15 protein-coding genes and 1 tRNA gene are annotated in these 19892 nt (G+C 62.3%); 6 read left to right on the forward strand and 10 right to left on the reverse strand.

What is annotated here, in order from left to right:
• Nucleotide 1: 1 nt before the first annotated feature.
• Complete coding sequence (locus MHY22_RS05925; RefSeq protein ID WP_239278499.1) at nt 2-1534, reverse strand: adenylate/guanylate cyclase domain-containing protein; 1533 nt, start codon at nt 1532-1534, stop codon at nt 2-4.
• Nucleotides 1535-1571: 37 nt separating this feature from the next.
• On the opposite strand from MHY22_RS05925, the gene MHY22_RS05930 reads away from it, so the two are divergent.
• Together MHY22_RS05930 and MHY22_RS05935 are read left to right on the forward strand one after the other, a co-directional pair.
• Complete coding sequence (locus MHY22_RS05930; RefSeq protein WP_370658836.1) at nt 1572-2771, forward strand: DNA polymerase III subunit delta'; 1200 nt, start codon at nt 1572-1574, stop codon at nt 2769-2771.
• Between the two features lie 76 nt (nt 2772-2847).
• Nucleotides 2848-2923, forward strand: a tRNA-Thr gene (locus MHY22_RS05935).
• A 55-nt stretch (nt 2924-2978) separates the two neighbouring features.
• On the opposite strand, the gene MHY22_RS05940 is transcribed toward MHY22_RS05935, so the two are convergent.
• Complete coding sequence (locus MHY22_RS05940) at nt 2979-4601, reverse strand: AMP-binding protein (protein ID WP_239278501.1); 1623 nt, start codon at nt 4599-4601, stop codon at nt 2979-2981.
• Nucleotides 4602-4752: 151 nt separating this feature from the next.
• Here MHY22_RS05940 and MHY22_RS05945 point away from each other — a divergent pair, with 151 nt between their 5' ends.
• The 3 genes from MHY22_RS05945 to MHY22_RS05955 are packed head-to-tail and all read left to right on the forward strand — an operon-like array spanning nt 4753 to nt 7320.
• The gene (locus MHY22_RS05945) at nt 4753-5568 is read left to right on the forward strand and encodes a GDSL-type esterase/lipase family protein (RefSeq protein ID WP_239278502.1); all 816 of its coding nucleotides are present in this window, start codon (nt 4753-4755) and stop codon (nt 5566-5568) included.
• A gap of 52 nt (nt 5569-5620) precedes the next feature.
• Nucleotides 5621-6706, forward strand: a complete 1086-nt coding sequence (locus tag MHY22_RS05950) for an S-(hydroxymethyl)mycothiol dehydrogenase (RefSeq protein WP_049377810.1) — start codon at nt 5621-5623, stop codon at nt 6704-6706.
• Nucleotides 6706-7320 carry an MBL fold metallo-hydrolase gene (locus MHY22_RS05955; protein ID WP_005323087.1) on the forward strand — a complete coding sequence of 205 codons (615 nt, stop codon included), beginning with the start codon at nt 6706-6708 and terminating at the stop codon, nt 7318-7320. Before MHY22_RS05950 ends, MHY22_RS05955 begins: the two co-directional genes overlap by 1 nt.
• Before the next feature lie 3 nt (nt 7321-7323).
• Here MHY22_RS05955 and rfbA read toward each other — a convergent pair whose 3' ends face one another.
• The 7 genes from rfbA to MHY22_RS05990 all read right to left on the reverse strand — a co-directional run bounded on the left by rfbA (nt 7324) and on the right by MHY22_RS05990 (nt 16080).
• Nucleotides 7324-8172: a glucose-1-phosphate thymidylyltransferase RfbA gene (gene rfbA / locus MHY22_RS05960; RefSeq protein WP_005323086.1), complete on the reverse strand. Its 849-nt coding sequence runs from the start codon at nt 8170-8172 to the stop codon at nt 7324-7326.
• Entirely contained in the window at nt 8173-9528 is a 1356-nt protein-coding gene (gene rfbD / locus MHY22_RS05965; protein ID WP_239278503.1) for a dTDP-4-dehydrorhamnose reductase, read from the reverse strand.
• Nucleotides 9529-9530: 2 nt separating this feature from the next.
• Nucleotides 9531-10526 (reverse strand): dTDP-glucose 4,6-dehydratase, encoded by a 996-nt coding sequence (rfbB, locus tag MHY22_RS05970; protein ID WP_239278547.1) that lies wholly within the window; start codon nt 10524-10526, stop codon nt 9531-9533.
• Nucleotides 10527-10590: 64 nt separating this feature from the next.
• The gene (locus MHY22_RS05975) at nt 10591-12069 is read right to left on the reverse strand and encodes an HNH endonuclease signature motif containing protein (RefSeq protein ID WP_239278505.1); all 1479 of its coding nucleotides are present in this window, start codon (nt 12067-12069) and stop codon (nt 10591-10593) included.
• A gap of 141 nt (nt 12070-12210) precedes the next feature.
• Entirely contained in the window at nt 12211-13536 is a 1326-nt protein-coding gene (locus MHY22_RS05980; protein WP_239278507.1) for a M1 family metallopeptidase, read from the reverse strand.
• A 45-nt stretch (nt 13537-13581) separates the two neighbouring features.
• Nucleotides 13582-14661 (reverse strand): alpha/beta hydrolase family protein, encoded by a 1080-nt coding sequence (locus MHY22_RS05985; RefSeq protein WP_239278509.1) that lies wholly within the window; start codon nt 14659-14661, stop codon nt 13582-13584.
• Nucleotides 14662-14712: 51 nt separating this feature from the next.
• On the reverse strand, nt 14713-16080 hold the full coding sequence (locus MHY22_RS05990; protein ID WP_370658839.1) for an alpha/beta hydrolase: 1368 nt from the start codon (nt 16078-16080) through the stop codon (nt 14713-14715).
• Between the two features lie 543 nt (nt 16081-16623).
• Here MHY22_RS05990 and lpdA point away from each other — a divergent pair.
• Nucleotides 16624-18036, forward strand: coding sequence for a dihydrolipoyl dehydrogenase (gene lpdA, locus MHY22_RS05995; protein WP_005327177.1), 1413 nt, complete (start codon nt 16624-16626; stop codon nt 18034-18036).
• A 126-nt stretch (nt 18037-18162) separates the two neighbouring features.
• Here the strand turns inward: lpdA and ramB are convergent, their stop codons facing one another.
• Nucleotides 18163-19572 (reverse strand): acetate metabolism transcriptional regulator RamB, encoded by a 1410-nt coding sequence (gene ramB / locus MHY22_RS06000; protein WP_239278511.1) that lies wholly within the window; start codon nt 19570-19572, stop codon nt 18163-18165.
• Nucleotides 19573-19892 lie beyond the last annotated feature (320 nt).

A 19892-nucleotide genomic window follows, 5' to 3' on the forward strand; every position in this document is an offset into this window, starting at 1 on the left:
GTTATACCTCGGAACGTTCTGCCAGGGTAGCGCGGATAGGGCGAGCCAGCTGGGTCATGCGGTGACGGCCGCGCAGCTCAATGGATTTCATCATAGTCCAGCGGGCCTGCTCGGCCTCGTTAGCGGTCTTGAGCGTGGCGGCGTTGGTAAGCACCTGGCCCGGGGTGTCCTTGGCCAGCTCGGTCAGGCGCGCAGCCTCGTTCACGGCGTCACCAATGACGGTGTATTCGAAGCGATCCGCGCCGCCGATATGCCCGGCCACAACGTGCCCCGCCGCCACGCCAATGCCCGCCTGCAGCTCCAGCCCGCGCAACTCGCCGCGCAGCTCGCGGGCGGCCTGCAGCGCCATGGAGGCGGAATCATAAACATTGAGCGGCGCGCCAAAGACAGCCAGCGCGGCATCGCCCTGGAACTTGTTAATGATGCCTTTATTGCGGTGCACCACCTCGACGACGTGCTCGAAGAACTTATTGAGCTCCTCCACTACCTCCTCGGGGGAGTGGTTGACGGCGAAGGTAGTAGAGCCGATGACGTCAATGAAGAGCACCGCGACCTTGCGGTCCTCGCCGCCCAACTCGGGGCGCTCTTCCAGGGCGCGCTGCGCTACCTCGGTGCCGACGTAGCGGCCGAAGATATCGCGCACGCGCTGGCGCTCGCGCAGGCCGCGCATCATCTCGTTGAAACCGGCCTGCAGTACGCCCAGCTCGGACCCGTCATAGATATCGACCTCGGCATTGTTCTCGCCGCGGCGCACCCGGTTAATGGCGTCTTGGAGCTCCACGATCGGGTCCACCACGCTCATCACCGCGAAGCTCGTACCGATAAATCCGGTGGCCAGGGCGGTAAGTGCCAGGGCTGTGATGGCGGGAACCAGGTCTCCTGCGGTGCCGGAGAAGAGCCCGGTTCGCTGTGCGATGAGCACGAGCAAGATGCCCACCAGAGGCACGCCGGAGGTCATCAGCCAGGTCGAAATGAGGCGGTACTTGATGGGCGGCTCCAGGGTGGCGTCCTCGAAGCGGCGCGCCACCGCCTGGGCGGCCACCGGGCGCACGAGACGCTCTGCCTGCAGGTAGGTCAAGATGACCACTACGAGGCCGGCCAGGGTGGCGGACACGCCTACGACGAGCCCGAGGCTGCCGGATTCCCGGCCGGAAATCACCACGGCCAGGATGATGCCGATGAGCCACACCGCGGCCGCCACCACGGATTGGTAGACGGGGATGCGCATGACCAAGTTGCGCACCATATTCGGATCGTGCTCGTCCGGGTTGCGCTGCCAGTCCAGCACCGGGCGGAAAAGCAGCAGGGTGACGGCGATGCCGATGACTACGGCAAAGATGAGGTACACCGCGGCGACGCCCATCAGGCTGGGCAGCTCGGCGGCAAAATCCTTAATCTCCGGCATCGGTAGGAAATAAAGGACAAAGGTCATGATGGCGATGGCACCGATGAGGTTCGCACCAAGGACTAAGGCGGCGTAGACCGGCCATTGGGTACCCATGAGCCATCGAGCGCCGCGCAGTAGTCTGTTCATGCCTTCATACTTTAGTAAGACCAGTAGGCTAGGGCGAGTGAATACCGGAAGCGTTGCGCAAAGATTGGCAGATACCCCAGGTGTGGCCCGTACCATCCTGGGCGCCGCTCGGGCGGCCAGGGGGATGCCGGGGGCAGACCCGCGGGCGATGAGCCATTCCTGGCTATTTACCGGGCCGCCGGGCTCCGGCCGTTCCCTGGCCGCCATCGATTTTGCGGCCGCGCTCATGTGCACGGACCCAGAGGAGCCGGGCTGCGGCCGATGCGAGGCCTGCCGCGCGGTGCTGGAGACCAAGCAGCACACCGATCTGGTCCTCGTGGATCCACAGGAGGTCATCATTCCCGTGGATACGGTGCGCGAGGTCATCGGCCGCGCGGCGAGCCTGCCCACGGTGGCCCCTTGGCGCGTGGTGATCTTCAATAACGCTGACCGCCTGAACAATAACGGCGCGAATGCCCTGCTCAAGACGGTGGAGGAGCCGCCGGCGCGCACCGTGATCATCATGTGCGCGCCTTCCGACGCCCCCGAGGACTTCTCCCAGACCCTCCGCTCGCGCTGCCGCCACCTCTACATTCCCTCCCCGTCGGTGGAGAGCATTACCGCCCAGCTGGTCAGCGAGGGCGCCTCGGATCACGACGCCCACTTGGCCGCCCTCACCTCCCTCCGCCACGTCGGCCGGGCGCGGCGCCTGGTCAACGATCCGGCGGTGCAAAAACGCCGCGCGGTGGCCATCAACCTGGCAGAAGAGGTCTTCCACGGCTCTCAGGGCTTCCAAGCGGTGACCTCGCTGCTGAAGATGGTGGACGCGGAGGCGAAGGACTCGCACAAGGAACAAGAAGAGGCCGAGCTGGCGAAGTTGGAACAAACCCTCGGCGTGGGCGCGAAGGGCAAGGGCGCGGCCAAGGCACAGCGCGACGCCCGCTCCGCCATCAAGGACCTGCAGGACCAGCACAAGAAGCGGGCGAAGCGCCGGGTGATCGACAACCTGGACCTTGTGCTTGTTGATCTCTCCGGCGTCTACCGCGATGCACTCATGCAGAAGGTGGGCGCGCAGGTGGATCTCACCCACCCGGACTTCGCTGGACTTTCTGGCGAGATCGCGCAGCGCGTGAGCGAGGAAGGCCTGCTGGACTGCCAGGCGGCCATTACGCTGTGCCGCGAGCAGCTGACCCAAAACGTCGGCACGCAGATTGCCTTCGACGGGTTGGTGGGCCGCCTGCGCCGTGCGTGCCTGTAGGCGGGGCCCGATTTCTATTCCGCGGCGCCCCTAGGTTAAACTCTCTCTTGCTGCACTGGCGCATGCCAAGCAGCGCGCCGCCTTAGCTCAGTCGGTAGAGCATTTCACTCGTAATGAAAAGGTCGCGAGTTCGATTCTCGCAGGCGGCTCCACAGTGGCCGCAGGTGTATAGCCTGCGGCCTTTCGCGTATTCGGGGGAGGTGCGCGCTAAGCCCCGCCGTGGTTATTAAGCAGGCGCGGGACCACCTTGCCGGTAGCGTTGCGCGGGAGCTTGGCCAGGAAGTGCACGTCGCGCGGAACGGAGTGATCGGCAAGCTTGGTGCGGACCCAGTCGCGGATGGCGTCGGCGGTGAGGGCCTTTCCAGCGGCGTCGGCAGTAGGCACCGCCCACACGGCGATGCGCTGGAAAGTCTCGCTATCCTTTACGCCACCGGCGTGGACCTCGTGGATGCCGGGCATGGCCTCGAGGACCTCGGTGACGGACTGCGGGTGGACGTTTTCGCCGCCGACGATGATCATGTCATCGGCGCGGCCGACCACGTGCAGGAAGTCGTGCTCGTCGATGTAGCCCAAATCGCCGATGGAAATGAGCCCGTCCACCTTATTGAGCCGCAAATTCGGGTTGGTATAGCCGGTCATTGCGGTGGAGTTGGTCAGGTAAATCTCTCCCACCTCACCGCGCGGAACCGGGTGCCCCTCCTTATCGAGGATGCGCAGCTTCGTGCCCGAGGCCACGCGCCCGGCGATGGTGGGGTTGGCGGCCACCTGATCCATGGTGGCGGTCGTCGCCAGTGCGAGCTCGGTGGATCCGTACACGTTGCACAGGATGGCGCCGAAGCGCTCATTGGTCTCCTTGACCACCTCCGGGGTCAGCGCATTGCCGGCCGAGGCAATGAATTTCAGGCTCGAGGTATCGAACTCGCCGGCCGGGTCCCGCTCCACCAAGCGCTTAAAGAAAATGGGGGAGGAAATCATGCCATCGAGGCGGTAGCGCTGGACATCGTCAAGCACCTGCTCCGCATCGAATACCCGGCGGGTGACGATGGTATTGCGCAGGCCAAGGGCAATATTGATGCAGGCCCAGCCCCAGGTATGAAAAATGGAGGCGGTGAGCTGCAGGCGCTGGTCGGCGCGCCACGGAATCGTATCCACGATGGAGGCCAGCACCACGGGCAGGGTTGGCTCCGGCCGCACAATGCCCTTCGGAATGCCCGTGGTGCCGGAGGACATGAGCACGATTGGGCCGTGCTTGGGGAAGCGCGGCAGCTCCACGACCGGTGGGTTCTTCACAATCTTGTCCAGCTTCGGCAGATCGCTTGCGCCCGTATCGTGCGCGATAATGACCGGGATATCGGTGTCCACGCGGTCGATGAACTCATCATCTACGACGAGCACGTTGATGCCATTTTCCTCGATGCAGCCGGCCAGCTGTTCCGGGGAAGAACCCACGTTGAGCAGGAAAATAGAAGCGCCCACATAGCCCTTGGCGCCGAGCGGAATGATGATGCCGCGGCCGTTGCGTGCCATGACGCCGAGGCGAATCTCGGGCAGGTCCAGCGAGCGGAGGTAGCGGGCGAAGCCCTGGGTGTGGGTGCGCAGCTGGCGGTAGGTGAGGGTGCCGTCGTCGTCGATAAGCGCCAAACGCTCTGGGCAGGCAAGGTAGCCCTGTTCGATCTCGCGTGCGGTGGTAAAGCGGTAGCGGGCCAGGTTTGGCAGCAGGTTGAGCTGGGCCTTCGCGCCGCCTTGGTGGCTGATGAGTCCGGCGTTAAGAAGCGCCGGCACGAACCGGCCGAGGGCTGCAGCGTGGAATGTGAAATCAGAAAAATTCACGATCGGGAAAGCTCCAAATTAGCGAAGATAACGAAAAGATAACTATGGACGATATCGTGAGAGAGGCGGGCGGTGTTGCCGCCAACTCGAAATATGTTACAGAAGTAACTACAGTTACCTGAAGTTACTGGTGTTTCTAGAAAAGGATCTCATGAAATCTCTGCAGCTGAAAGTACTCTCCGTGGTGGCTTCCGCGCTGACCGTGCTGGGTGCGGTGGCCGCGCCGCAGGCCACCGCCGCGGAGCGCAACCTAGTGGCCTTCGGCGATTCCGTCTTGGCGGATCCAGACGCCGGCTCCTACTTCGCCCACCGCTACGATCCCTCTAAAGGTGTGGGCGTAGATTGCCCGACCTCCAATAACTACGCCAAGCGCGCCGGCGCCAAGCTGCGCCTTCCGGTGCGGGACTTCTCCTGCTCCGGTGCCGTGTCCATGTCTCGCGGCCCGCAGGTTTCCCAGCAGGTGGATGCGGCCATCCGCAGCGGTGCGCTGACTCCGGCTACCAACCGCGTGGTTATTACTACCGGTTTCAATGACACCTATAACCACCGCGAGCTCAACCTGCCGCAGATTCGCAAGCAGTTTGCGGACCGCACCGCGCCTCAGATTGAGCGCATCAAGCGCGCGGCCCCGAACGCCCGCGTCCAGATCGTTGGCTACCCCACCATCGGTTCTGGCCCGTACTACTGCCTCTTCCACTTCGGTCCGCGCCCGGCCGATTCCACCTTCCTGCCGCCAATCCAGGACTTTGAGAATAAGGCGCAGTGGATGCAAGTGGACCTGGCGGCGCGCACCGGCGTGCAGTTCCTAGACCTGAAGCCCTCTACCCGCAATAACGGCATGTGTGCCGATGCAAACCAGCGCATGTGGGCTGGTCTGGTGGACTTTACTGGTGGTGACGGCAACCTTCCCATCCATATGAACCAGCGCGGCCACGAGCATACGGCCAACGTCATTGCCCGCTCTTAAAACGAGTTTTCAATAATGCGCCGGTTTTGAAAATATCGGTACGCTCGGGCGCATGACTGTAAAAGCTGTTATTGCCCGTTCCAAGGGCGCGGAAGTCGAAACCGTCAACATTGTCGTTCCTGATCCCGGCCCTAACGACGTCATCGTGCGCGTCCAGGCCTGCGGTGTGTGCCACACCGACCTTGCTTACCGCGATGGCGATATTGAAGACGCCTTCCCCTTCCTGCTCGGCCACGAGGCCGCAGGCGTGGTGGAAACCGTAGGTTCTGCGGTTACCCACGTGGAGGAAGGCGACTTCGTCATTTTGAACTGGCGCGCCGTGTGCGGCGAGTGCCGCGCCTGCAAGAAGGGCGAGCCAAAGTACTGCTTCAATACCCACAACGCCTCCAAGAAGATGACCCTCGAGGACGGCACCGAGCTCACCCCTGCACTGGGCATCGGTTCCTTCGCTGAGAAGACCCTGGTCCACGAGGGCCAGTGCACCAAGGTGGAAGACACCGACCCAGCCGCTGCCGGCCTACTGGGCTGCGGCATCATGGCGGGCCTCGGCGCGGCCGTGAATACCGGCGATATCCAGCTCGGCGAGTCCGTTGCCGTCTTTGGTTGCGGCGGCGTTGGCATGGCTGCCATTGCGGGCGCCAAGCTGGCGAGCGCGGCAAAGATCATTGCCGTGGACATTGACGAGTCCAAGCTGGAGACCGCCCGCGAGTTCGGCGCGACCGACACCATCTGCTCCAAGGACCTTTCGGAGCAGGAGGTTATTGACGCCGTCCGCGAGCTCACCGGCGGCTTCGGCACCGATGTCTCCATCGACGCCGTGGGCATCCAGCCCACCTGGCGCCAGGCCTTCTACTCTCGCGACCACGCCGGCCGCATGGTCATGGTGGGCGTGCCGAACCTCACCGACCACGTGGACATTCCGGCCATCGACCTCTACGGCCGCGGCGGTTCCATCAAGCCTGCGTGGTACGGCGATTGCCTCCCAGAGCGCGATTTCCCCGCTTACGTAGCGCTGTCCAAGGCCGGCAACTTCCCGCTGGACAAGTTCGTCACCGAGCGCATTGCGCTTGACGACGTCGAGCAGGCCTTCGCCACCATGAAGTCCGGCAAGGTTCTGCGTTCTGTGGTGGAGTTCTAATGCGTATCGATAGCACGGTTACTTCTGGCAAGTTCCGCCTTGATGGCGGCGAATGGGATGTGGACAATAACGTCTACGTCGTGGGCGATGACTCCAGCGTGTACGTGGTGGATCCCTCCCACGATCTGGATGCGGTAGCAGAGCTCGTGGGCGACCGCCGCGTGGAAGGCATCCTGCTCACCCACGCGCACAATGATCACTGCGAGCTCGCCCCCGAGGCCGCCAAGCGCTTCGATACCGAGGTCTACCTGCACCCGGACGATGACATGCTGTGGCAGGAGTCCAATGGTGATGCTCCGTACACGCCATTGGCGGACCGCGGCCAATTCGATATTGGCGGCGAGAAGATTACGGTCTACCACACCCCGGGCCACTCCCCGGGCTGCGTGGTGCTGCACGTGGGCGAGACGCTGCTGTCGGGCGATACGCTCTTCAACGGTGGCCCTGGTGCCACCGGCCGCAAGTACTCCGACTTCGATGTGATCATCGAGTCGCTGAAGAACGTCGTCTTCACCCTGCCCGAGGACACCAAGGTCCTGCCAGGGCATGGCGACGCCACCACGGTGGGCGCGGAGGCCGCGCGCATCGACGAATACATCGAGCGCGGCTACTAGCCTCTAGTACGCCCGCAGGTACTCGCCGTAGCCGGACTTGAGTAACGGCTCGGCGAGTTTTTCTAACTGGGCGCGGTCGATGAAGCCGGCGTCGAAGGCGGCCACTTCTGGTGAGCCGATAACGATGCCGGTGCGTTTTTGCATCACCTCGACGTAAGCGGAGGCCTCGCTCATCGAGTCCACCGTTCCCGTATCGAGCCACACGCTGCCGCGGTGCAGGCGCTGGACATTCAGCTCGCCGCGGCGCAGGTACTCCTCGTTTACCGCCGTGATTTCCAGTTCACCGCGGCCGCTGGGCTCGATGCCCTTGGCTATCTCCACCACGGAGTTGTCATAAAAGTACAAGCCCACCACCGCGTGGTTCGACCGCGGCACTTCCGGCTTTTCCTCGATGCTCAGCGCATGGCCTGCGGCGTCGAATTCCACGACACCATAGCGCTGCGGATCCGAGACCTCGTAGGCGAAGATGATGCCGCCCTCCGGATCTTGGCAGTGGGCGAGCTCGCCGCCGAAGCCGTGGAAGATATTATCGCCGAGTACCAGCGCGACGCTGTCGTCTCCAATAAACTCCTCGCCAATCAAAAAGGCCTGCGCAAGGCCCTCCGGCCGCGGTTGGACCGCGTAATCGATCATGAGTCCGAGCTGCGATCCATCGCCAAAGAGGCGCTGGAAGGCCCCCGCATCCTCCGGGGTGGTAATGATGAGGATTTCCCGAATACCCGCCTGAATGAGCGTGGTTAGAGGGTAATAAATCATCGGCTTGTCATAAATGGGCATGAGCTGCTTCGAGATGCCCTTGGTAATCGGGTAGAGCCGCGTGCCGGAACCGCCGGCCAGGATGATGCCTTTCATTTAATCCTCCGGGTACAGCGCCAAGTACAGGGCCAGGGCCGCGCGCCAGTTCTGCGGCTTGAAGCCGGTAGCCTCGATTTTATCTAGCGCAAGCGTCGACTCCTTGGGGCGCGGCGCCTCGGGGCCCGCGATCTCGCGGTACTGCTCGGTGCTTACCGGAGTGACCTCGGCCGGGTCGTGGCCGAGACCGATGAACACGGCCATGGCAATCTCATCGCGGCCCACGGTATCGCCTGAGTTGGAGAGGTTATACACGCCGTAGTCCGCACCGGAGTTGAGCAGGTGCACGATGCCTTTGGCTAGGTCCTCGGCAAACGTGGGTCGCCCGCGCTGGTCGTGGATGACCTTCGGTTCCACTCCCTTTGCGGCCAGCCGGCGCATGGTGGACATGAAGTTCTCGCCATCGCCAAAGACCCAGGAAGTACGGATGACGTAGTGCTGCGGCGCGGTCTGCGCGGCGGTATCGCCCGCGGCTTTCGACGCCCCGTACGCACTCAGCGGCGACGGCAGTTCCTCCTCAGTGTGGACCTCGTTGGTGCCGTCGAAGATGTAGTCGCTCGAGACATGCACCAGCGTGAGTTGGTTCTCCGCGGCGATGCGCGCCAGCCGTGCAGGCGCTTCCGCATTGACGGCCCAGGCGGCGGCGCGGTCGTTTTCGGCACCGTTGACGTCGTTATACGCCGCGCAATTGATGATGGCGGAGTGCTGCTTCCAATTCCGTTCTGGTGGGTCGGTGATGTCGAAGTCGGCGTGGGTGCAAAACTCGGCGTCGGCAAGCAGGCGTTTAAGTGCCCGCCCCAACTGTCCATTCGCACCCGTGACAAGAATGCGCCGGGCGGGCATCGGGCTCACGTCTGTGAGAGCGGGGTGCTGCTTGTCTTTCTCTGAAATCTCGGTGGGATCCAGCGGCCAGTCGACGATGTTGAGGTTCACCGCGGCGTAGCGAGCTTCGGCCGACCAGTGCTCATTCACCATGTAGCAGTAGGAGGTTTCCTCCAGCGCTTGAAAGCCATTGGCGACGCCCCGCGGGACAAACACCGCAGTCTCCGGCCCTACCTCGTGGGTGACGACCTTGCCAAAGCTTTCCGAACCCTCGCGCAAGTCGCACCATGCACCGAAGATCTTGCCCTGCGCCACCGAGACGAGCTTGTCCCACGGCTCGGCGTGCAGGCCGCGCGTAGCACCGGCGTGGTTGAAAGAGATATTGTTCTGCACCGGCTGGAAGCTCGCGAGCTCGGGCGCGAGTCCGGTGAATTTCTCGCGTTGCCAATTCTCCTTGAACCAGCCGCGGTTATCGCCGTGCACGTCGAGGTCGATGATGAGCAGCCCCGGGATGGCGGTTTCGGTAATACGCATATCTACTGTCCTTGCTGCTTGTAGCGGGCTTCCACGTCTTCTTTCTCGGGCTTCCACCAGTCTTCGTTATCGCGGTACCACGCGATAGTGTCTTCGAGACCGGCGCGGATATCCGTGAACCGCGGGGTCCATCCCAGCTCGCGACGCAGCTTGGTGGCGTCCATGGCATAGCGTTGGTCATGGCCGGGGCGGTCCGCCACGTGCTCATAGAGCGCGCGCCCATTGCGGGTGTGGCCCATGATTTTGCAGATCAGCTCAATGACCTGCTTATTATTAATATCTTCCTGGTCCGCGCCGATATTGTAGGTCTCGCCGATGCGGCCACGCTCGAGGATGGCGAGCACTGCTTCGTTGTGGTCATCGACGTGGATCCAATCGCGCACCTGCTCGCCCGTGCCATAGAGCTTTGGCGTGTGTCCGGAGAGGATATTGGTGATCTGGCGGGGGATGAACTTCTCAATGTGCTGGTACGGCCCGTAATTATTGGAGCAGTTTGAGATGGTGGCGCGCAGTCCGAAGGAACGCACCCATGCCCGCACGAGGTGGTCAGACCCCGCCTTGGTGGCTGAGTAGGGGCTGGAGGGAGCGTAGGCGGTGTGCTCGCTAAATTTGGTCGCTGCTCCTATCTCGAGGTCGCCGAAAACCTCGTCAGTGGAGACATGGTGGAAGCGGGTATCGTGCTTGCGGCAGGCTTCCAGAAGGGTGAAGGTGCCTACGAGGTTCGTGTGGATGAAGGGCGAGGGGTCGCGCAAAGAATTATCGTTATGGGACTCGGCGGCAAAATGAACCACTACATCGGCAGCGGCGACGAGCGGTTCTACGGTGGCGGGATCGGCGATATCGCCCTCCACGAGGTCAATATCGAGGCCGGCGAGGTTGGCGCGGTTTCCGGCGTAGGTGAGCTTGTCCAGCACCGTAACTCGGGTATCGGGACGCGCCTGGCATATAAGGCGCACGAAATTGGCGCCGATAAAACCGGCGCCGCCAGTGACGAGCATCGTTTGCATGGTTATCCAGTGTAGGGCAGTCGGGCGCGCGGCTGTGGCAGGCTGCGGGCCCCGGTCAGGCTGCGCCCGGGGGTGACGGCGGTGGCGAAGGTGGATCGGTGAGCCTGCGGGCCGGGGCTTGTTCCGCGGCGGGGTGGTCGTTGACCTCCACGGTGGGCGATAGGCCGTTGGGGTGGGCGGCCCGATAGCCTACCCGGCCCGTGTCGGGGTCTCGTTCGGCGTGTCCCATTCCGTTGCGGCCATCGCGGTAGTCGTTATTGTCCACGTGGTGCCGGCGGCACAGGAGAGTGAGGTTCTTGAGGTCGGTGGCGCCACCGTGAGACCAGGCTTGGAGATGGTGGACGTCGCAGTCATGCCACGGGCGGTTGCACTCTGGGTGCGTGCAGACGAGCTCGGAGGCCGCTAGGGCGAGTTTTTGCCAGAGGGAAGCAGTGCGCTTGGTGCGGCCAAGCTCGAGGGGGAAGCCCTTGTCGTCCACAGCACAGAAGAAATCGTGCCGCGCGCCGCCCAGGCGGAGGAGGTCGAGCGGGGTGAGCTCGATGCCGGTGCTGGTGGCGAAGCGGGTATCTCCGCCCATTGCCTCCAGTTCTTCCAATGTGGTGGCGACGAAGAAGGAGCCGAGGCCGTCGGAGTTCTTTTGGGTGGCGGAAAGGTAGCTCGACAGGGCGGCGGTTAGTTGGTCCGCCATGCGTTGGGCATAGGTGCGGGTATCGTCCTCGGGGCTGAGGTCCGCGCTGCCCTTATTCTTTGCGGGCGCGAAGGCGCTGGCGAGGATGGCGGCTGCGGAGGCATCGAGATAGCCGGAGATGTGCACGCCGCCGTCGGCATCTTGGCGGGAGATGCTAAAGCGGCGCTTGCGGGTAGCGGCGTGCGGATCGGGCTCGCCGGCTGGGTTGAGTGCGTGCTTATTCGCCTTGCGGATGGCCTTGCGCAGCCACTCTCGCAGAGAGTCGAAGGAACGACGCTTGGCCTGCTCGAGAGCTTGATTGCGCAGTTCGCTCGGGCCAGGGATGGCGTACTTGCTGAGGCTGCGCAACTCGTTTTCGATGAGGTTGAGGATGCGCTCGGGGATAGGCTCTTCCTCAAAGAGCTTCTTGCGGCGCTTCTCCTCCTCGCGGCGCTCGCGGTCAGCGCGGCGGCGGGATTCCTCCTCGGCTCGGGCGCGTGCGGCCTCGTCAGCATCGGGGTCCGCAGGGGGAGCCGGCTCCGGATTGGGGATGGGTGCAAAGAGATTACGTCCATTGCGGAGGCGGGCGGCGGCCTCGGCATCGGTAAGGCCTAGGCGCGTGGTCAGGTAGTCCTTGGCCTTGGAGGAACCAACGCGGCGGCCGGCGTCATCCCGCTCCGCGATGAAAGCGAAGGCGGCGTCGATAGTGGACTTATTTCCTAGCGCCCGCTCCAAGTGCTCGAAATGAGGATGAAGAAGCTCGAAGGACAGATCGGAAGGATCCTGCATGAGGCTGCGCAGCTGGGTGAGCCCAGTGGCAACCTGTGCGATGGCGGAGTCTATCTCCGCGTGCTTGGTGGTCTGCATGATCCCTCCCTTCCAATTCGTTTACATGTTCTATTTTACCCAGATAAAACACCCCGTCAACAGGAAAGAAGGGTTTGGTCAATAGATTAGACATTCCCCAAACAAACGCAGACTAAACTCCGCGAAACGGGGCCAAAACCACTAACTCGGGAAGGGAGGAAGGGCCTTCTGGTTAAGCCAGGTGTCTACGGTGGCGTCGAAAAGCGCGGCGTCAGGAGCGGCGGCGCGGAAGGAATCCAGCAGCATGGAAGGCTCTACCACCGAATGCTGGTGCTCGGTGAGGTAGCTGCGGAGGGTGGTAAAGAAGGCGTCGCCAAGCAGGCGGTGAATGGCATGCACGGTCAAGGCTCCGCGCTTATACACGCGGTCATCGAACATATCGCGCGCACCCGGATCAGAAACGGTGAGGTTCTGCGCCTTGCGTCCCAGGACGTTGTAGTGGGAACGTGCCGCCTCGCGCGCGGTGGTCTCGCCCTTGTGCTCGCCCCATAGCCACTCGCTGTAGCAGGCAAAACCCTCGTTGAGCCAGATATCCTTCCACTCGCTCAGGCCCACGGAATTGCCGAACCACTGGTGCGAAAGCTCATGCGCAATAAGGCGCTCGAAGGCGTGGTCGCCCTTAATATGATTAGAGCCAAAGATGGACAGGCCCTGCGCCTCCAGCGGTATTTCCAGCTCATCTTCCGTGATGACCACCTGGTAATCCGTAAACGGGTAAGGGCCGTAAATGGAGGAGAAGAAGTCCACCATTTCCTGCTGCTGGGCAAACTCATCGAGCACGCGCTCGCGCAGCGCGGCCGGCGCCCAGGCGCGCGTGGAAGGCCCTAAATCAAAATTAGAGAACTCGCCTACCTGGACTGTCGCCAGGTAGGTGGCCATGGGCTCGCGGGTGCGGTAGTGCCACCGCGTGGTGGAGCCGCCCGCCCGGCGGGAGACGAGGTCACCATTGGATACCACGATGAAGGGATCATCGGCCGTAATGATGATGTCATAGTGCGCCTTTTCAGACGGCGTATCGTCACAAGGCAACCAACTCGGCGCGCCGTTGGGCTGGCTGGCCACCAGCGAGCCGGATTCGGTTTCTTCCCAGCCAATCTCGCCCCAGGTGGTGCGGATCGGCCGCGGGCTGCCGCCATAGCGAATAATCAGCTCAAATTCCGTACCAGCGGCAATCTCCTCAGCAAAACGCAGGCGCAGCTTGCCGGAAGACTGACGGAACTTAGCCACCCGCGGCGCACCCTTTGCGGTCACGCGCCGAGCCACCATCGCCCCGCCTAGGTCTAGGGTCAGCGACGTTAAATCCTCGTCGGCCCGGATGGCCAAAGTAGCCTCGCCTTGAAGTAGGTTGGGCTCCACGCGGTAGGTCAGATCCAGCGTGTAGTGGGAAACCTCGAAACCGAGGTTAAAATCCACGCCGGTATAAGGATCAGTGTGGGCACGCGAAAGGGCGGTAGGAAGCAACTTCATAATGCTGCAAGCCTACCGCCCTTTTAGTCGCGGAAAGAAACGAGCTTATTTATTGAAAGCGCGCTCGAAGACCGGCCAAGAATCCTTGAGGTCCGCAATCCAGTGCGGCCAGGAGTGGGTGCCGGTATTGCGGAAGTTGTAGGTCGCTGGGATGCCAGCCTGGTCCAGCTTGGCCTTAAAGTTGTGGGTGCAGTAGTTCACGCCAGCCTCGATGGCGCCGCCTTCCACCTGCAGCTGAGCGGAGCCCAAAGCAGCGGTAGCAGGGTTGTAGCCCTTAGCCACGTTATAGGAGAAGGTATCTTCCTTGCCTGCCAGCCCAGAACCGGAAGAGATGTACAGCTCCGTGCCGCGCAGCTTCTCGTGGTTCATCATCGCGTCGTTGTAGCGGTTGGTGGGGGAGCCGAACGGGCCCCACATCTGCTCCGTGGTCGCACCGCCGCGGTTGACGGTGAGCTCAACGGCCTTGTGCTCTACCGGGTAAGCGGTGGCCGCGCAGCCGGCGTAGGAACCCACGGCGTCGTAGAAGCCCTGGTTGTGCTCTGCCAGTAGCAGGGAGGAGGTGGCGGACATGGACATGCCCGCGATGGCACGGTGGTTATCGGCCTTGATATGGCCCTCGATGGCGCCCGGCAGTTCCTTGGTGAGGAAGGTCTCCCACTTCTGCGGCCCCTTGAGGTACTTGGAGTTCGGCTCGGAGACCCAGTCGGTGTAGTAGGAGAAAGCACCGGCCTGTGGGACGACCACGTTGACGTTCTTGGAGTGGTAGAAATCAACGGCGTCAGAAAGCTTCAGCCAGTCCATGTCCTGCTCCGCGCCACCTGCGCCATTGAGCAGGTAGATGGTCGGGCGGTTCTCATCCGTTGCGCGAATGACGGCCAGCGGAATCTTGCGGCCGTTCATGGCTGGGGAGGTGGCCTGCAGCTTTTCGACGCGCGGATCGTCCTTGTACTTCTGGTACCAGGTCTGCTGCTCCAGCTCTGGGGTGACCTCCAGCGGGGCCAGGGTGGACTGGGCGGCGTTGCCCGCTACCTGCTGCGGGGTGAGCTGTGCGGCCCCCGCCATCGGGGCGCAGGCCAAGCCTGCGCACACGGCGGTGGCGGCCAGGATGGAGCTAAGGCGCTTCATAGTGCTTCTTTCCTGTAGTTTATGAACTCGCTGATTATACTGCTGCGTTGCTTATTCCGCAGTACCGGCGGTCTCTGGGGCGTCAGCGGTCAGATCTTCGACGTAGTCCTTATCCGGGGACTGGTCAGCGGCGCTCGGGGCGTCCTTAACCTGCGCATCTTCCTCGGCCTGCGGTGCCTCGATAGAAAGCTCGTTGGGCTTTACCTCCGGCTCGGCCGGTGCCTCTGCAGCATCCTTGGCAAAGCCGCGCTCGAAGGTCTTCCACGAGGAGAAAATGTCATCGCGCCAGCCCGGCCAGGAGTGGGTGCCGGTATTGCGGAAGTTCCAGTCCGCGTCCATGCCCTGGGAGTCCATCTTGGCCTTGAGGTCATGGGTGCAGGAGTTCATCGCGGCCTCGATGACGCCGCCTTCAACGATGAGGGTGGAAGACCCCGGAACACCCCAGTCATTGGCGCCGCCCAGGCCGGAGTTGACCGAGACATAGGTCTCGGACTTGCCCAGGTTATTCGGGTTAGCGTTCACCAGGGCATCGTTGTACACGTTGTACTCGCTGCCCATAGCGCCCCACATCTGATCGGCCGAGCCACCGCCGCGGTTGACGGTCAGCTGGGTGTACAGGCGTGGCAGCGGGCGAGAGGTGGCAGCGCAGCCGGAGAAGGAGCCCACGGCGTTGTAGAAGCCCGGGTTGTGCTCTGCCAGCAGCAGGGAAGAGGTAGCGGACATGGACATGCCGGCGATGCCGCGCTTGCCATTGCCGCCGATGTGCTCTTCCAGTTTGCCCGGTAGCTCCTTGGTGAGGAAGGTTTCCCACTTCTGCGGGCCCTTGAGGTAGCCGCTATTCGGGGAAGATACCCAGTCGGTGTAATAGGAGAAGGCGCCGGCCTGCGGGATCACCACGTTGACGTCCTTGGACGTGTAGAAGTCCACCATGTCCTGCACGCCCTTGGTCTCAGGGTCGATGTCATGGTTGGCGGTGGCGGTCAGCCAGTCCATGCCCTGCTCAGCGCCGCCCGCGCCATTGAGCAGGTACAGGGTGGGGCGCTTCTTATCAAAGTTGCCGTCCGGGGTGATGACCGCAAGCGGAACCTCGCGGCCGTCCATGGCGGCGGAGGTGGCGGTCAGGGCCTTTACGTGGTTGCCGTAGTGCTTGCCAGCCTTGCTCTTATGGCCAAAGGCATAGCCCTTCCACTTGTCCTTGTCCTTCAGCTTGGCAATATCCACCACGCGGTTTTCACCTTTGGTGGTGATGGCGTAGTTGATGTTTTCCGCATCCGCTGAGTCGGTGAGGTTAACCTCGCGGATGGTGGACGGGGTGGCGTCACCCTGGAGCTCGGCCGGCTCAACGGCGGAGGCGAGAGGGGCGGAGAGGACTCCTGCCGCGATGGCGATGCCTGCGACGCTGGAGCCGATAGAGCGCAAAGTATGCATATTTTTAGCTTCCTCGAGTTAAGAGAATCTTCTCAGTAGGTATCGTTCCGCATAGCGGGAGTGTTAGCAAGACTCTATGCCTTAATAGCCCTTTTAATGTAGCAAAACCTGTGACGTATGTGGTTTATGTGTCATAATTCTGAACACGGCGCGTATGTAACGGTGGCGCTACAATCTCCGCTAGTACTAAACGTGTGAATAATGCGGTCCCCATCCGCGGGCCCATCCCTCGCTCTAGGCAAGTAAAAACACAGAAAGAAGAATAATGAACGTTTTCGATTCCATCCTCGTAGCCATCAACGAAGTTCTGGGCCAGTTCCTGCACGCCGGCTCCTCCATGTCCTCCACCGCTGCACTGGCTCTCGGCCTGTTCTAAAACACCGAGCCCATAGCCCTGCGTGGGGGCGTCGCGCGCTTGCCGACGCCACCGTGCAGGGCCTTTGTGCGTTTTACCCCCCGAAGCGTGGGGTACTCGGGCATAAGAGTGTGACCCAATGCGCGACATGGAGGGGAAAGTTACGTATCCTAAAGGGCGTGACTAATGAACATTATGACGTAGTAGTACTCGGCGCGGGCCCTGGCGGCTACGTGGCCGCCATCCGTGCAGCTCAGCTTGGTAAGAAAGTTGCCGTAATCGAGAAGCAGTACTGGGGCGGTGTCTGCCTCAACGTAGGCTGCATCCCTTCTAAGGCGCTGCTGAAGAACGCTGAGGTTGCCCACACCTTCAACCACGAGGCCAAGGACTTCGGCATTTCCGGCGATGTCTCCTTCGACTTCGGTGTTGCCCACAAGCGTTCCCGCAAGGTTTCCGCGGGCATCGTCAAGGGTGTCCATTACCTGATGAAGAAGAACAAGATCACCGAAATCAACGGCCTTGGCTCCTTCAAGGACGATAAGACCATCGAAATCACCGATGGTGATGACAAGGGCAAGACCGTCACCTTCGATGACTGCATCATCGCTACCGGTTCCGTGGTCAAGTCCCTGCCGGGCGTAGAGCTCGGCGGCAACATCGTGTCCTACGAGGAACAGATCCTCAACGATGAGGCCCCGAAGTCCATGGTCATCGTCGGCGCCGGCGCCATCGGCATGGAATTTGCCTATGTTCTGTCCAACTATGGCGTGGACGTCACCATCGTGGAGTTCATGGACCGCGTCCTGCCGAACGAGGACAAGGACGTCTCCAAGGCCATTGCCAAGGAGTACAAGAAGCTCGGCGTCAAGCTGCTGACCGGCTACAAGACCACCTCCGTGAAGGACAACGGCGATAATGTCACCGTTGAGGTGGAGTCCAAGGACGGCTCCAAGCAGGACACCCTCACCGTGGACCGTGCCATGATCTCCATCGGCTTCGCCCCGCGCACCGAGGGCTTCGGCCTGGAGAACACCGGCGTTGAGCTCACCGAGCGCGGCGCTATTGCCATCGATGACACCATGCGCACCAACGTCGACCACATCTACGCCATCGGTGACGTCACCGCGAAGCTGCAGCTCGCCCACGTTGCTGAGGCCCAGGGCGTTGTCGCCGCAGAGACCATCGCCGGCGTGGAGACCCAGCTCTTGGGTGACTACATGAATATGCCGCGCGCTACCTTCTGCAACCCGCAGGTCGCTTCCTTCGGCTACACCGAAGAAGCTGCCAAGGAGAAGTTCGCGGACCGCGATATCAAGGTCGCTACCTTCCCGTTCTCCGCTAACGGCAAGGCCGCTGGCCTCAATGAGACCGCCGGCTTTGTCAAGCTCATCGCGGACGGCGAGTACGGCGAGCTCATCGGCGGCCACATGGTGGGCTCCAACGTATCCGAGCTGCTGCCGGAGCTGACCTTGGCGCAGCGCTTCGACCTCACCGCTGAGGAAATCGGCCGCAACGTTCACACCCACCCGACCCTCTCTGAGGCCATGAAGGAAGCAGCCGAGGGCATCGGCGGCCACATGATTAACCTCTAAGCAGGGCTGCTTGCCGACGTCGCCATAGAGCGCGACGCCAGCGGCACCGCACCGTTCGCTCCCCTCGTTGGAGGGAGGCGGACCGCGGTGCCGCTTTTCTATGTGTAGTCCACCTGGGTGGCAGAGTTAGTACGGTGCCACGGCGGAGCGGTGGGCGTCGACGCTAATGACCTCGTTGATGGGTGGAAAGGCGCGTTGCGCGCAGTTCTCGCGCGGGCACGTGCGGCAGCCGGAGCCGATGGGGGTGGCGGTAGAGAGATCGGTGAGATCGAGCCCCTCGGCGTAGACGGTGCGGTCGGCGTGGCGGGCTTCGCAGCCTAGGCCGATGGCGAAGAGCTTATCGGTATCGCCAAAGCGCCCCTGGTGGTGCTGGACGGCGCGCGAAATCCACAGGTAGTTGCGACCATCGGGCATTTGGGCCAGCTGGCGGGAGATAATGCCGGGCTGGGTGAAGGTCTCGTAGACATTCCACAGCGGGCAGGTGCCGCCATTATTGGAAAAGTGCACGCCGGTGGCGGATTGGCGCTTGGACATATTGCCGGCGCGGTCGACGCGAACAAAAGTAAAAGGAATGCCGCGGAGGTTATCGCGCTGCAGGGTGGACAGGCGGGAGGCCACGGATTCATAGCCCACGCCGAAGACCTGGCAGAGGTATTCCACGTCGTAGCCGGAGCGCTCGGCTTCGGAATGCATCAGTGCATAGGGCATCACGGTGGCGGCGGCGAAGTAGCTGGCCAAGCCGCGCCGCGCGAGGTTGCGCGAAGCATCCGAGGTAAACGGCTCCTCCTCCACTAGGGAAGCGATGTCTTCCCCGGCCTCGAGGAAGCTCAGCTCCGCGGCCATGCGGAAGGCGCGCTGGCCTTCGCTCAGGCGCGACGCGAGCCGGAACTCGCCGGTTTCGCGGTCAAAGCTGTGTAGCGTGCCATCCATCTGGGAGGTGATGTGGATATCTACGTTGTGGCGATCGCGCAGGCGCTGGGCCAGGGCGTGTTCGGTGTCGCGGATGCCGAAGTGGGTGACCGAGAGGGCGTCGGCAAGCTGCTCTGCATGGTGGTCCAGGTTGTCCAAGTAGTTTTGGCGAGCGTAGAAGAAGTCGCGCACCTCGTCGTGCGGCATGGATAGGGCCTGGGTGGCCTCGGTGGTGCGGCGGGCATCAGTGGCCAGCGAGAGCTTATCGCGCACATTGCGGTAGCGGCGGTGGACGTCTACCAGCGTGCGAGCCACGGTGGGGTGGTTATAGACCAGCTCGGAGAGCTCTTGCAGCTCGACGGGGGAGGGGCAGAGCTCTTTGTCTTGGATGACGTCCTGGATCTCGGCAAGAAGGCGGGAGTCATCGTCACGGGAGAAGAAGGTGGCATCGACGCCGAAGACCTCCGTGATGCGAAGGAGCACCGGGACGGTGAGCGGACGGACGTCGTGTTCGATCTGATTGACGTAGCTGGCGGAGAGCCCCAGCGTCGCGGCAAGGGAAGCCTGACTGAGATCGCGCTCACGGCGAAGCTGGCGAAGGCGGGATCCCACATACGTCTTACTCATGCCGGCAAGGTTACTGGCTGGCCTGCGGGTGTGCACCCTAATTGCAAAGATCTTGCGAAGAATGTTCACCCGCCTGTGGGCTACATGTGGGTTTCATGCGAAAGTTTGACACATAAAGGGGTAAGGCGGTCACTCTGGCAACACTGGGTGACCAAGTTCACAAATCTGGGACAAATTACGCAACGTCAATATTGCGGAATTCCGAGCTGCCAAGGTAGTGACGTTTTACCCGGAGGCTTTTAAGGCAACCCTTACCTAAGAGAATTCTGACTTTAACCGTACCGCTGTACCGTTAGCTGAAACGCTGCAGGAATTGACTA

Source organism: Corynebacterium sp. ACRPO (genome assembly GCF_022347205.1).
Taxonomy (GTDB): domain Bacteria; phylum Actinomycetota; class Actinomycetes; order Mycobacteriales; family Mycobacteriaceae; genus Corynebacterium.